This is a genomic window from Streptomyces marispadix, assembly GCF_022524345.1.
GTDB lineage: Bacteria > Actinomycetota > Actinomycetes > Streptomycetales > Streptomycetaceae > Streptomyces > Streptomyces marispadix.
The window spans coordinates 3,863,832-3,877,500 of sequence record NZ_JAKWJU010000002.1 but is presented as its reverse complement, the minus strand read 5'-3'; the positions used below and the strand labels follow the sequence as shown (position 1 = coordinate 3,877,500).

10 protein-coding genes and 1 pseudogene (1 of these 11 running past the window's edge) are annotated in these 13,669 nt (G+C 72.5%); 2 read left to right on the top strand and 9 right to left on the bottom strand.

Annotation, left to right across the window (positions count from 1 at the left end):
* The 3 genes from proC to MMA15_RS16175 all read right to left on the bottom strand — a co-directional run.
* A protein-coding gene (gene proC, locus MMA15_RS16185; protein ID WP_241060542.1) for a pyrroline-5-carboxylate reductase crosses the window boundary here: on the bottom strand, positions 1-408 show its 5' portion. It extends 402 nt beyond the left edge of the window; the window shows 408 of its 810 coding nt (coding positions 1-408); its start codon is at positions 406-408; the stop codon falls past the left edge of the window.
* Between the two features lie 109 nt (positions 409-517).
* Positions 518-1,255: an ABC transporter permease gene (locus MMA15_RS16180; protein WP_241060541.1), complete on the bottom strand. Its 738-nt coding sequence runs from the start codon at positions 1,253-1,255 to the stop codon at positions 518-520.
* 81 nt (positions 1,256-1,336) lie between these two features.
* Positions 1,337-2,134 (bottom strand): ABC transporter ATP-binding protein, encoded by a 798-nt coding sequence (locus tag MMA15_RS16175; protein ID WP_372498250.1) that lies wholly within the window; start codon positions 2,132-2,134, stop codon positions 1,337-1,339.
* Between the two features lie 895 nt (positions 2,135-3,029).
* Here MMA15_RS16175 and MMA15_RS16170 point away from each other — a divergent pair.
* Positions 3,030-4,658 (top strand): SulP family inorganic anion transporter, encoded by a 1,629-nt coding sequence (locus MMA15_RS16170; RefSeq protein WP_241060539.1) that lies wholly within the window; start codon positions 3,030-3,032, stop codon positions 4,656-4,658.
* A gap of 120 nt (positions 4,659-4,778) precedes the next feature.
* Here the strand turns inward: MMA15_RS16170 and MMA15_RS16165 are convergent.
* The 5 genes and pseudogenes from MMA15_RS16165 to MMA15_RS16145 all read right to left on the bottom strand — a co-directional run.
* Positions 4,779-5,060: pseudogene (locus MMA15_RS16165) on the bottom strand (hypothetical protein); the annotation flags it as partial.
* 359 nt (positions 5,061-5,419) lie between these two features.
* Positions 5,420-7,261 (bottom strand): dihydroxy-acid dehydratase, encoded by a 1,842-nt coding sequence (gene ilvD, locus MMA15_RS16160; protein WP_241060537.1) that lies wholly within the window; start codon positions 7,259-7,261, stop codon positions 5,420-5,422.
* 388 nt (positions 7,262-7,649) lie between these two features.
* Positions 7,650-8,267, bottom strand: coding sequence for a TetR/AcrR family transcriptional regulator (locus MMA15_RS16155; RefSeq protein ID WP_241060535.1), 618 nt, complete (start codon positions 8,265-8,267; stop codon positions 7,650-7,652).
* Entirely contained in the window at positions 8,264-9,109 is an 846-nt protein-coding gene (locus MMA15_RS16150; protein WP_241060533.1) for a sugar phosphate isomerase/epimerase family protein, read from the bottom strand. Before MMA15_RS16150 ends, MMA15_RS16155 begins: the two co-directional genes overlap by 4 nt.
* Positions 9,110-9,445: 336 nt before the next feature.
* A complete protein-coding gene (locus MMA15_RS16145) occupies positions 9,446-10,378 on the bottom strand; it encodes a Ppx/GppA family phosphatase (protein WP_241060531.1) in 933 nt (310 codons plus the stop codon).
* A 105-nt stretch (positions 10,379-10,483) separates the two neighbouring features.
* Between MMA15_RS16145 and MMA15_RS16140 the strand changes: the two genes are divergently transcribed.
* Positions 10,484-11,455, top strand: a complete 972-nt coding sequence (locus MMA15_RS16140) for a DUF3109 family protein (RefSeq protein ID WP_277401138.1) — start codon at positions 10,484-10,486, stop codon at positions 11,453-11,455.
* 145 nt (positions 11,456-11,600) lie between these two features.
* Here MMA15_RS16140 and MMA15_RS16135 read toward each other — a convergent pair whose 3' ends face one another.
* Entirely contained in the window at positions 11,601-13,625 is a 2,025-nt protein-coding gene (locus MMA15_RS16135; protein WP_241060528.1) for a hypothetical protein, read from the bottom strand.
* Positions 13,626-13,669 lie beyond the last annotated feature (44 nt).

Genomic DNA, 13,669 nt, shown 5'->3' with positions numbered 1-13,669 from the left:
ATGTGTGCCCGCGGAGACCACCGACATCGCCTCGTCGACGAGCGCAGGGGTGTTGGTCATGACCCGGACCACGGGGGTGCCGTGCTGGAAGCGCTCCTCGAAGAACGAGGTGGGGATGCCGGCGGCGCCGCTGATGACGAGGCGGTCGGCCGGGGTGTGGGGCGCCAGTTCGTCGAGGAGGGTGCTCATGTCCTGCGGCTTGACCGTGAGGATGAGGGTGTCCGCGCGCTTGGCGGCCTCGGTGTTGCTTACGGCTTCGACGCCGTGGCGCTCGCGCAGCTCACGGGCTCGTTCGGAACGGCGGGCCGTGACCAGGAGGTTGGACGGTGACCAGCCGCCCCTGAGCATCCCGGAGAGCAGAGCCTCGCCGATCTTGCCGGCGCCGAGGACGGCGACTTTCTGGGTCATGGGGCGGTTCACCTCGTCCAGTGCGTACACGTGCCGTTTCTCATCCTCGCACCGGCGCGGGGGCCGCGGCGCAACCGTCCGAGTCGTGGATGGACGCGCCGCGGCCGGTTCACTGCGTACGGCGCCTCAGGGTCGCTGCGCCCACGAAGAGGACGAGCACGGCCGAGCCCGCGACGATGCAGGCGTCGCGCACGAAGTCGCCCGTGGGGTCGGAGTGCTGAAGCACCTCGTTCATGCCGTCGACCGCGTAGGACATCGGCAGGACGTCGGAGATGTACTCGAGTACGGGCTGCATGGTGTCGCGCGGGGCGAAGAGGCCGCAGAGGAGAATCTGCGGGAAGACGATCGCGGGCATGAACTGCACCACCTGGAACTCCGACGCCGCGAAGGCGCTCACGAAGAGGCCGAGCGCCGTGCCGAGGATCGCGTCGAGAAGGGCGATCAGCAGCAGCATCCCCGGTGAGCCCGCGAAGTCGAGGTCGAGGAGCCATACGGCGACGCCGGTGGCGATGGACGCCTGTACGACCGCGAGGACGCCGAAGGCCAGCGCGTAGCCGGCGATGAGATCGCCCTTGCCGAGCGGCATGGACAGCAGCCGCTCCAGGGTGCCGGATGTGCGTTCGCGGAGGGTGGCGATGGAGGTGACCAGGAACATCGTCACCAGCGGGAAGATGCCGAGCAGGGAGGCGCCGATGCCGTCGAAGGCGCGGCGGTCGGCGTCGAAGACGTAGTAGAGGAGCACGAGGAGCAGTACGGGCACGAACAGCAGCAGCGCGATGGTGCGGTGGTCGTGGCCGAGCTGGCGGAGTACGCGCCGGGCGGTGGCTAGGGTGCGGGCCGGTTTCATGGCTGGTCTCCGGGGCGGGTCGAACGGATCGGGACGATTCGGCGGCGGGGCAGCGGGACTGCGCGGCGGTGGACGACGGCGTCAGCGGGCCGTGGTCTCGGCTCTGCGGGCCTCGTCGACGAGGTGGAGGAAGGCGTCCTCGACGGAGTCCGTGTGCGTGCCGGCGCGGAGGGCGTCCGGGGAGTCGTCGGCCAGCAGCCGCCCGGCGCGCATCAGCAGGAGGTTCTGGCACCGGTCCGCCTCGTCCATCACGTGGGACGAGATGAGGAGGGTCGTGCCGCGTTCGGCGGCGAGGCGGTGGAAGAGGTTCCACAGGTCGCGGCGGAGTACGGGGTCGAGGCCGACGGTCGGTTCGTCGAGTACGAGCAGTTCGGGCGAGCCGAGCAGCGCGACCGCGAGGGAGACGCGGGAGTGCTGCCCGCCGGAGAGGTTCCCGGTGAGGGAGTCGGCGTGGGAGGTGAGGTCGACGTCCTCCAGGGCGCGGTCGACCATCGCGGGGCGCTCGCGGCGCGGGACGCCGAGCACGGCGGCGAAGTAGTCGAGGTTCTGGCGGGCGGTGAGGTCGCCGTAGACGGACGGGTCCTGGGTGACGTAGCCGACGCGGGCACGGAGCGGTGCCGAGCCCGCGGGCCGTCCGAGCACTTCGAGGGTGCCGGTGACCTTCGCCTGGGTGCCGACGATGGCGCGCATGAGCGTGGACTTGCCGCAGCCGGAGGGGCCGAGCAGCCCAGTGACGGTGCCGGGTGGGACGTCGAAGGCGAGGTCGTCGACGACCGTGCGGCCGCCGCGGACGACGCTGAGGCGGTCGGCGTGGATCGCGGGCCGGTCCGGGGCGGTGCCGCCCGGCGCCTGGGCTGCGGCGGGACGTTTATTCATCATGCGATGAATTGTGGGCCGTACGTGTGCACGGCGTCAAGCGTGCGATGACGCTTCCTTACTCGGAGTGGGGCGGGGCGCCCGGAGGCTCCCGGCCGGGAGGGCGAGCGCCGGTCCGGTCCCCAGCGCCGAGCTGTGAGTGAGCGCGCGATCGGACATCGGGCCGACGGGCGGTCGGATGCGCGAGCGGATACGGCCATCCGAACGTCGTTTTTCACGCTGGGCACACGTCCCGACTTGCGGATTCGCACAGGGGAGTTGACACAATGAAGGCAGTTGTCAACGACGTGACCGGTGGGCCGGGGAGGCTTGATGTCGGGCGGCGAGCGGAGCGCGGTGCGGGCAGGTGTCACCGCCGTGGTTCTGCTGCTCGCCGCCCTGCTGGGGTTCGAGTCCGCGTCCGCGCAAGCGGCCGGAAATCTCCGTCCGGCCGCAACTGCCGCCGTCTACACGGCAGTTCCGCATGAGCACTCCGAGACGTCCGAGGACGACTCCAAGCCCCGGCACGGGGCTCGGCGCCCCGGCCGTGCGGTGGCGCCGGCGGGCGCCCCGGCAAGGGTGTGCGTCTGCTGCGACACAGGTGAGCGCAGGGCGCACCGTCACCTCGCGCGGGGGGCCGCGTGGGAACGCGTGGCGAGAGGGCGTTCCGTCGACTTGCCGCTGCTTCATCAGGCCCTGCGCTGCTGAGAGTCGGCGCGTCTCTCGCGTATCCGCCTGTTCGGCGGGGCCGTCGGCCGCTCGGCGCCTGTCCGCGGTGACCGGTACCGACCGATGCCGAGTCGCCCCGGCCGCGTATCCCGCTCTTCGATCCTTGCAGCGACCTTCGTAGGAACCCGTACCGCCGTCCCGGCCGCGCGATCAGCGTGACCCGGGGGGCCGGTGCGGGCTGGAGACGCCCATGCCTCTTTCGAAATCCGTCCGGCGCGCGAAGCCCGACTCGCGTGCGAAGCCCGGCTGGCGCGCGACCGTGCGGGCCGATGTCACCGCGTCCCTCGTCGTCTTCCTCGTCGCCCTCCCCCTCTGCGTCGGTGTCGCCGTCGCATCCGGTGTGCCTGCCGAACTCGGCCTCGTCACCGGCATCGTGGGCGGGCTCGTCACCGGGCTGCTGCCGGGCAGCAGCCTCCAGGTCAGCGGTCCGGCGGCCGGTCTGACCGTTCTCGTCTACGAGGCCGTGCAGTCGTACGGTCTCGGCGTGCTCGGCGTACTGGTGCTGGGCGCGGGCCTGTTGCAGCTCGTCATGGGCGCGCTGCGGCTGGGCCGCTGGTTCCGTGCGATCTCCGTGGCCGTCGTGCAGGGCATGCTCGCGGGGATCGGGATGGTGCTGATCGCCGGGCAGGTGTACGCCCTTGTCGGCGAGGCGGCGCCTGCCGACGGAGTCGGAAAGATCGCGGGGCTGCCGGGCCTCGTGAGCGGTCTGCTCGGCGGGGACACGGCTCCGGCCGCCGTCCTCGTCGGGCTCGGCACCATCGCGGTACTGGTGCTCTGGCCGCGGTGGCGGCGCGGTGCGCGGTTGCTGCCCGCGCCGTTGGCCGCCGTGGGGCTGGCCACGGCCGTCACCGGCGGGTTCGCACTGCCGGTCGAACGCGTAGCGGTGCAGGGGCTGTTGGAGGCCGTACGGCCGCCCGGCGCCGACGACTTCGGGGCGCTGCTGTCGGTCGGTGTGATCGCGACGGTGCTCGCGTTCACGCTCATCGCCTCCGCGGAGTCGCTCTTCAGCGCGGCGGCCGTCGACCGGCTGCACGACGGCCGGCGTACGGACTACGACCGGGAGTTGATGGCCCAAGGCGCGGGCAACACGGTGTGCGGTGTCCTCGGCGCGCTGCCGATGACCGCTGTCATCGTGCGCAGTTCGGCGAACGTCGCGGCGGGGGCTCGCACGAAGCTCTCCCGTGTGCTGCACGGTGTGTGGCTGCTGCTCTTCGTGGCGGTGCTGCCGGGCGCGCTGGAGGTGATACCGGTGGCGGCGCTCGCGGGTGTGCTGGTGCACGCGGGCTGGAAGCTGATTCCCGTAAGGGAGTTGGGGCCGCTGTGGCGGGAGCACCGTGCGGAGGCGGTGGTGCTCGGGGTGACCGCGCTGGCGATCGTGGCGGTCGGCATGTTCGAGGGCGTGCTGGCCGGTCTGCTGCTGGCCGTGGTCAAGTCCGCCTGGGAGATCTCACACGTACAGGTGGAGACCGAGGACGCGGGCGGGGAGACGGAGGCAGGGCTGCCGGGGGCGCTGCATGTGCGGGTGCTGGGCAATGCGACGTTCCTGCGCCTGCCCAAGCTGCTGGACCAGCTTGAGGCGCTTCCCCACGACCGCAGGGTGGAACTCAACCTTTCCGGGCTGCGGCACATGGACCACGCGTGCGGGATGGCGCTCGCGGCGTGGGAGGAGGAGCACAACTCCCGTGCGGGGGCTGCCGGTTCGGGCGATTCGGGCGCGCGTCCTGTGTCCGGTCCGGTGTCCCGTTCCGCGTCGGTGACGGCTTCGGACTCGGCACCGGCTCCGGACTCGGGGGCGCCTTCGGCGGGCAGCTCGGCGTAGTCGTGCGGCGGCGGGAGCGGGCGCGCGTCACTCGGTCTCGCGCACCCGCTCCCGTTCCGTCGCCTTCCGGACCGTCGGCTCCGGCTCCCGCCATGTCGACTCCCGCTCCAGCGGCCTGTGTTCCGTCAGCCTCTGCTCCAGCGAGCCGATGGAGCGCCGCGCCGTCGTCAGCTCCTCGATGCTGCGGCGGTGCAACTCGACGTTGTCCTCCAGCAGTTCGGCGTACTTGCGGGCGAGTTCCCGGTACTGCTCCTCGCGTGCGGCGAGCATCCGGGCGCGCCAGGTCGCGGCGATCTGCCATACGAGCACGATCAGCAGGACGAAGACGCCCGCGGTCCCGATGGCCGCCGCCCAGACTCCTGCCGGGTCGGCGTCCGCGAGTACGACCGGTTGCTCACTCACTTCGCTGCCCTCTCACCGGCTCCTGCGTGACGTGCGTACGCCTCGATGATGCGCACACGGCAGGAGCCGCGGGAAAGGCAGGAAGGCGGATTCCAGGGCCGGGTCAGGGTTCTCCCCGAGGCGGTTCCGGGGTGCCCCTCGGGGTGCTCCTCACCGCCCCCCGGACCCACCCGGACGCCACCCGTACGAAGCCACGGCGTCGCGGACTCGCGGCGTCGCGGACTCGCGGCGTCGCGGACTCGCGGCGTCGCGGACTCGCGGCGTCGCGGACTCATGACGTCGCGGACTCATGACGTCACAAGTCACGGACCTACGGGTTCACGACTCAATGCGCCCGCGGAGCCGCGGCCCGGGTGCTGCTAGCCGCCGAGCTGCGACAGGTCGCGCACCGCGCCCTTGTCGGCGCTGGTGGCCATGGCCGCGTAGGCCCGTAGCGCCGTGGAGACCTTGCGTTCGCGGTCGCGCGGCGCGTACGTGCCGTTCAGCGCCGCACGGCGAGCGGCCAGCACCTCGTCGGGGACGTCGAGTCGGAGGGTGCGGTTCGGGATGTCGATGACGATGCGGTCGTCGGTCTCGACGAGCGCGATCGTGCCGCCGCCCGCCGCCTCCGGCGAGACATGGCCGATGGACAGGCCCGAAGTGCCGCCCGAGAAGCGCCCGTCGGTGATCAGCGCGCACGCCTTGCCCAGCCCGCGGCCCTTGAGGAACGACGTCGGGTAGAGCATCTCCTGCATGCCCGGGCCGCCCTTGGGGCCCTCGTAGCGGATGACGACGACGTCGCCCTCCTTGACGCGCTTGGCGAGGATGGCCTCGACGGCCTCCTCCTGGGACTCGCAGACCACCGCGGGCCCGGAGAAGGTGAGGATCGACTGGTCGACGCCCGCGGTCTTCACGACGCAGCCGTTCTCGGCGAGGTTGCCGTAGAGGACGGCCAGGCCGCCCTCCTTGGAGTAGGCGTGCTCGATGTCGCGGATGCAGCCGCCCGCGGCGTCCGTGTCGAGGGAGTCCCAGCGCTCGGACTGTGAGAAGGCCGATGCGGAACGGACGCAGCCGGGCGCCGCGTGGAACAGCTCCGTGGCCGTGGACGAGGGCGAACCACCGCGGATGTCCCAGCTCTTGAGCCAGTCGGCGAGGGACGGGGAGTGCACGCTGTGCACGTCCTCGTTCAGCAGGCCCGCGCGGTAGAGCTCGCCGAGGATCGCGGGGATGCCGCCCGCGCGGTGCACGTCCTCCATGTAGTACGTGCCGTTGGGCGCGACCTTCGTCAGACAGGGCAGCGAGCGCGAGAGCCGGTCGATGTCGGCCATGGTGAAGTCGAGTTCGGCCTCCTGCGCGGCGGCCAGCAGATGCAGGATCGTGTTGGTGGAGCCGCCCATGGCGATGTCGAGGGCCATGGCGTTCTCGAAGGCGGCACGGGTTCCGATGCTGCGGGGCAGGACCGTCTCGTCGTCCTGCTCGTAGTGGCGCTGGGCCAGTTCGACGACCGTACGGCCCGCGTCCTCGTAGAGCGCCTTGCGGGCGGTGTGCGTGGCGAGCACGGAGCCGTTGCCGGGGAGGGAGAGGCCGATGGCCTCGGTGAGGCAGTTCATCGAGTTGGCGGTGAACATGCCGGAGCAGGAGCCGCACGTCGGGCAGGCGCTGTCCTCGATGCGGCGCAGATCCTCGTCGGAGACGCTGTCGTTGGCGGACTCGGAGATCGCGCTGATCAGGTCGAGCTTGCGGACCGTGCCGTTGACGAGGGTCGCGGTGCCGGACTCCATGGGGCCGCCGGAGACGAAGACCGTGGGGATGTTCAGGCGCATCGCGGCGTTGAGCATCCCGGGCGTGATCTTGTCGCAGTTGGAGATGCAGATCAGGGCGTCCGCGCAGTGGGCCTCCGTCATGTACTCGACGGAGTCCGCGATCAGGTCTCGGGACGGCAGCGAGTAGAGCATGCCGCCGTGGCCCATGGCGATGCCGTCGTCGACGGCGATGGTGTTGAACTCGCGCGGGATGCCGCCCGCCGCCTTGATCGCCTCGCTGACGATCCGGCCGACCGGCTGGAGGTGCGTATGGCCCGGCACGAACTCGGTGAAGCTGTTGGCCACCGCGACGATCGGCTTGCCGAAGTCCTCACGCGCTACGCCCGACGCCTGCATGAGGGCTCGGGCGCCCGCCATGTTGCGGCCGTGGGTGACGGTGCGGGACCTCAGCTCGGGCATGGTGGCACTCCTCGTACGGTGCGTACGCCTGGCGACGGCGCGCGGGATCGGTCCGGTGCGGTGCTGCCCGGAGCCGGGCCTGCGGCACGTCGGCCCGTGGGCGGCTCGCACATCGGGTAGCCCCCGAGGGTACGCCTCACGACCGGGATCCGGACCACGGGATCACATGGTGAGACCTCTCGCGGGGCCTTCTCGTGGGGAGCGTACGGGCGTGACGGGCGCCGGTCGGCGTGCTGCCGTGACGACGGGACCGGCCGAGCCAGTCCAGACAGGCGGCGGCACGGGACGAGGCAGGACAGGGCGGCGGGCCAGGACGGGACTCAGCCGCTCCCAGCCGCTCGGCCGGTTCGAGCCGCTCAGGCGCTCAGGCGCTCAGACGCTCAGCCGGTCAGCCGGTCAGATGCCGCTGCACCACGGGCGCCAGCCGGGGAATCAGCTCCTCGGCCGGTGCCGAGGCGATCGGCTCCACCTTGATCACGTAACGCAGCATCGCCGTGCCCACGAGCTGCGCCAGCGCCAGCTCCACGCGCAGTGCCGCGTCCGGCCTGTCCAGCCCGGCGGAGACCCGCTCCAGCAGATTCCGCGAGATCAGCCCGCGGAAGATGGCGGCGGCCGTCTCGTTGCTGACGGCCGAGCGCATGATCGCCAGCAGTGGATCGCGGGTGACCGCGTCCTCCCAGATCTTGAAGATGTAGCCGACGAGCCTCTCGCCCCACTCCTCGCGGTCCCCCGACAGCAGCAGGTCGGGAATGCCCATGGCCGGTGCGAAGGCCCCCTGTACGGCGGCGGCGAAGACCTGCTCCTTGGTGCCGAAGTAGTGGTGTACGAGGGCCGAGTCCACGCCCGCGCCTCGTGCGATGGCGCGGATCGACGCCTTGTCGTAGCCGCGTTCCGCGAACTCCGTGCGTGCCGAGCCGAGGATGCGGTCCCGCGTCGCCGGCTCTCCCGCGTTCCTCTCCGCGGACGCCGGGCGGCCCCGTCTGCGCACCGGGCGTCCGTGGCTCACCGCTGCCCCTGCGGGGAGGCGGACGCTCCCCCCATCGCCGCCGACCCGAGATTCAGCCGCGTGTAGGCGAGGGCCTCGGCGAGGTCGGTCTCGCGCTCGGCGGCGGACATCGCCCGGCGGGTGTTGACCTCGACCACCACGTGGCCGTCGAAGCCGTTGCGGCCCAGCCGCTCCAGCAGCTCCGCGCAGGGCTGTGTGCCGCGCCCGGGGACCAGGTGCTCGTCCTTGTTCGAGCCGTTGCCGTCGGCGATGTGCACGTGCCCGAGCCGGTCGCCCATGCGGTCCACCATGGCGAGAGTGTCCGTGCGCGAGGTCGCCGTGTGCGAGAGGTCGATCGTGAAGTGCCGGTAGTCGTCCTGCGTGGGGTCCCAGTCGGGGGCGTACGCCAGCATCTCCCGGTCCCGGTAGCGCCACGGGAACATGTTCTCCACGGCGAAGCGCACGTCCGTCTCGTCGGCCATCCGCCACACGCCGCGTACGAAGTCCCTCGCGTAGTTGCGCTGCCAGCGGAAGGGCGGGTGCACCACGACCGTCGACGCACCGAGGCGCTCGGCGGCCTGACGCGCCCGCTGGAGCTTCACCCAGGGGTCCGTGGACCACACGCGCTGCGTGATCAGCAGACAGGGCGCGTGCACCGCGAGCACGGGCACGCCGTGGAAGTCGGAGAGGCGGCGCAGCGCCTCGATGTCCTGGCTGACCGGGTCCGTCCACACCATGACCTCGACGCCGTCGTAGCCGAGGCGCGCAGCGATCTCGAAGGCCGTCGCCGTCGACTCCGGATAGACGGAGGCCGTGGACAGCGCGACCTTCACATCGGGGACGTGCGCAGCAGGTTGAACCACAGCAGACAGCCTAAGGCTCCCCGCGGGCGGTCCTCCGGGGCGCGGAAGGCGGCACAGCGGCGGTACGCAAGCGGGCCGTCCCGCTGGTCACGACGCCGTAGCGGCGGAACGGCAGGGTCACGGCCGCGCTTGTGAGTACGCGGCCGCCGTGAGCGATCTCACGGCGGCCGGGACCGGAATCCGGCGCTGGTCGGCGCGCTGCCGCTGCACGGAACGCCGCTCTGCGGACTGCCGAACGGAGAGCCCGCGGTGCGGAGACGTTCCGGGCACGGAGCCGCAGTGCGGAGAGGGCCCGGCGGGGTCTCGCGCGACGGCCCGGCCCCGGCCCGGCACGCCCTAAGTGGCCCGCAGATGGTCGAGGCGCCGCAGGATCACGCCCTCGCGCAGCGCCCATGGGCAGATCTCCAGCTCCTCCACCCGGAAGAGGTCCATCGCCGCCTCCGCCACCAGTGCGCCGGCGAGGAGTTGGCGTGCCCGCCCCTCGGAGACGCCGGGCAGTTCGGCACGTTCGGCGGCGGTCATGCCCGCGAGCCGCGGGACCCACTCCTCCAGCGCGGCGAGGGTCAACCTCCGTTCCACATACGGGCCTTCGGCGGTGCGCGCCGCCCCCGCGATCCGCGCGAGCTGCTTGAACGTCTTGGACGTGCCCACCGCGTGGTCCGGTGCGCTGAAGCGGCTGAACTCCCCTACGACGCGGGCGATTTCGGCCCGTACATGGCGGCGCAGCGTCCTCAGGTCGGTGGCGTCGGGCGGGTCGCCCGGCAGCCATGCGGTGGTGAGCCGCCCGGCGCCCAGCGGCAGCGAGACGGCGGCGTCGGGCTCCTCGTCCTGGCCGTACGCGATCTCCAGCGAGCCGCCGCCGATGTCGAGGAGCAGCAGACGGCCCACGGACCAGCCGAACCAGCGGCGTGCGGAGAGGAACGTGAGCCGTGCCTCGTCCTCGCCGGTCAGCACCTCCAGCTTTACGCCGGTCTCCTCGGCTACGCGCGACAGCACCTGCTCGGCGTTCGCAGCCTCGCGCACCGCGGAGGTGGCGAACGGGAGCAGATCCTCGACGCCCTGGTCCTCGGCGACCTGGAGGGCGGCGGTGACGGTGGCGGCGAGGCGGTCGACGCCCTCGGAGGTGATCGCGCCGTTGTCGTCGAGGAGTTCGGCGAGTCTGAGTTCCTCCTTGTGGGAGTAGGCGGGTAGCGGCCGCGCGCCGGAGTGCGCGTCTACGACGAGGAGGTGGACCGTGTTGGAGCCCACGTCGAGGACACCGAGTCTCATGCGGTCACGCTAGCCGTATCCGCCGACGCCACGGCTACGCTGGGGCGCGTGGGAAAGACGAAAGCGGCGAAGCGCCGGAAGCAGGGCGGACGGGCCGAACCGGGAATGCCGGGACAGAAGGCTCAGCAGACACAGCGGACCCGGAAGGCGGAACGTACGGCCCGTGCATCGGACCGTGAGGCGGCCCTGGAGGCGGAACGTGAGGCGGAGGAGGACGCCGGGCAGTCGCTCCCGGAAGGTCACGGGCCGCGTTCCGAGGAGACCGGACTGGACTTCCCGCGGGCGTGGGTGGAGTTCCCCGACCCCGCCGACGAGGAGCAGGTCTTCCGCTGCGATCTGACGTGGCTCACCTCGCGCTGGAACTGCGTGTTCGGCAGGGGCTGTCACGGCATCCGGCCGGGCCGCGCGGACGACGGCTGCTGCACGCTCGGGGCGCACTTCTCCGACGAGGAGGACGAGGAGCGCGTGGCCTCGCATGTGGCGCGGCTGACGCCGGAGACGTGGCAATTCCACGACGTGGGCACGGAGTCGGGCTGGGTCGAGAAGGACGAGGACGACGGCGAGCGTCAGACGCGGCGCTGGCAGGGCGCCTGCATCTTCCACAACCGGCCCGGTTTTCCCGGCGGTCAGGGCTGTGCGCTGCACACGCTGGCGCTGCGGGAGGGCAGGGAGCCGCTGGAGACGAAGCCCGACGTGTGCTGGCAGCTTCCCATTCGCCGGACCTTCGAATGGGTCGAACGGCCCGACGGCGAGCAGGTGTTGATCGTCTCCATCGGCGAGTACGACAGGCGGGGCTGGGGGCCGGGCGGCCACGACCTGCACTGGTGGTGCACCTCCGCGCCGTCGGCGCACGGTGCGAGCGACCCGGTGTACGTCTCGTACAAGCCGGAGTTGACCGAGCTGATGGGCGCGGGCGGATACGAGATCCTCGCCGGGATGTGCGAGGAGCGGCTGCGTGCCGCCGGCCGGAGTGCGGGAGTCGACGGCACGGACGGGGGCGCCGGCTCGGGCTCCGGTTCTGCCTTCGTACCGCTGCCGCTGCTCGCCCCTCACCCCGCGGACCGGCCTGACCGGTAGCCGACTCGGCGGCGGTCGTAGACGAATCGGGCGGGGAACAGGGAACGGAAATCCGGAACGGGGCGGGCGGCGAGCGGCCCGGACAGTGCCGCCGCCGTCCGCCCGACCGCGTGACTCCCGGCCCGTGACTCCCACCCCGTGACGCTCAGCGCGGAGACGAACTCCCGCCGGACGGCGGCGGATCCGACGGCGGCGGCGTCGAAGGATCGGACGGCGGAGGGCTGCTGGGCTCGTCCGACGGGGAGGGCTCCGGATCGTGGGACGGAGGCGGCGTCGGAGTCGTGGAGCCCTTGCCGCGCCCCTGGATGGTGACGACCGCGCCGGACGGCGCGACCCGTACATGCGCCGACCAGGACCCCGCGGGCTCACGGCTGTGCAGCACGGCCACCCTCACCGTCGTGCTCTCGCCAGGACGCAGCACGCCGCTCATACGGCTGAACACCAGCCAGGACGCGTCACCCGACATCGACCAGCGCACCGGCGAACCGCCGCTCGCCGTAAGCCTGATGAGGGTGGCGCCCCCCGAGGGCTGCGCGTCGACGGTGAGGCGGCCCGCGCTCTTCGCGCCGCCGTCCTCCGCCGTGCCGCGCTTGCCGTGGCGGCCCGGACTGCCGTGCTTCTTACGGGAGTCGGCGTCCTTGCTCTGATGACGGTGGCCGTCGTGCGCACGCGCCCGGCCCTGCGCGGCGTTCTCGAACGGCTGCCCGCGCAGGGACGATTCCTCGTCCTGACCGGCCGAGACGGACGAACCCCCAGGCTCGCCGGTGAGCGGAGCGCCACGGTAGGCGGCCCACAGCGCGAGCACGGGAGCGGCTACGACGGTGGCCACCACGGTGGTGGTCACGGCCCTGCTGCGCAGCCTCTCGCGGCGGGCGCCACGGTCCTTGATCTCCACCGGGAAGCCGGTCTTGTCGAAGCGCGGCATGTGCCGACAGCGCGCACGCCGTACCGCCAGCACGGCCGCCTCCACCGCCGGACGCGGAGCCTCCAGCACGGTGAGCACCGCCGTGCCCGCCGGTGCCGTGCCCGGCCAGGCGACTCCCGACATGGCGCGCTCGGCGGCGCGGCGGCAGTGCGAGCACTCGTCCACGTGCTTGACGAGTTCGCGCCGGAAGGCCGGGCCGAGCAGAAGCTGGTCCTCCCCCGCGAGCCCCGAAACCACCCGGCAGCCACCGGACTTGACGACGGCGAGCGCGGCGCGGGTGCGCTCGACCTCGCACGCGGCCTGCGACAGCAGCACGCTCGCGGCCTCGGCGCTCATCGACAGCACGGCGGCGACCTCGTGCGCCGGCAGGCCGTGGCGTACGGCCAGCTCCAGCGACTCGCGCTGCTCCGGCGTGGTGCCCGCGGCCTCCGGCCAGGCGAGGGCGGCGAGGTCGCGGCGCCGCTGCGTACGTGCGGCCTCCGTGAGATGGGGAGCGGTCGCGGGTACGGTGCCGCGCTTGCCGTCGCGGCGGCTCTGCTCGGCGAGACGGCGCAGGCAGACCCAGCGGGCGAGCGCGTACAGCCAGGGCCGGTGCAGGGCGGAGCGTGCGGGGGCGCGGTCGCGGTCGTGCTGCCGCTCGGCGATGACGAGCGCTTCGGCGACGGCGCTGATGGCGGCGTCGTGCTCGCACATCACCGAGAGGCAGTAGGTGAACAGGCCGTCCAGATAGGGCTCGTAGCGCACCGTGCAGGACTCGGGCGGGTCGGCGGCGGGCGCGCCGGGCTCAGCCGCGGACGCGGCGCCCGCGGCCGAGCCGTCGCCGGACGCCTCAACCGGGGCCTCACCACCGCGACTTCGGCCCCCCGCCTTCTCCTTGTCCGCGGGCGACCGGCCCGTACGCACTGCCGTGCGCGAGCCCGGACCGGCCGTGGAAGCGGCAGAGGAGGCGGCGCCGGACGCGGTGCCGGAGGCGCGCGCCGCGGGGTCGGAGGCGCGCGCCGCGGAGTCGGAGGCGCGCGCCGCGGAGTCGGAGGCGCGCGCCGCGGAGTCGGAGGCGCGCGCCGCGGAGTCGGCGACGGCCGAAGCCGCCGCGTGTGCCCTGCCGTTGGCCACACCCTCCGGGAAGGCTCCGGCTCTGCCGAGGACATCGGGCGGACCGGAACGCTGGTGCTGCTTCGGCCGCCGCACCGAGTGCGCACGGTGTGCGCCGGTGGTGTGCGTGGGGTGGTCGCGCCTGCTGCTCATCACCCGGAGACGGTAGGCGCGCGGGGCTACGGCTGAGGACCGAG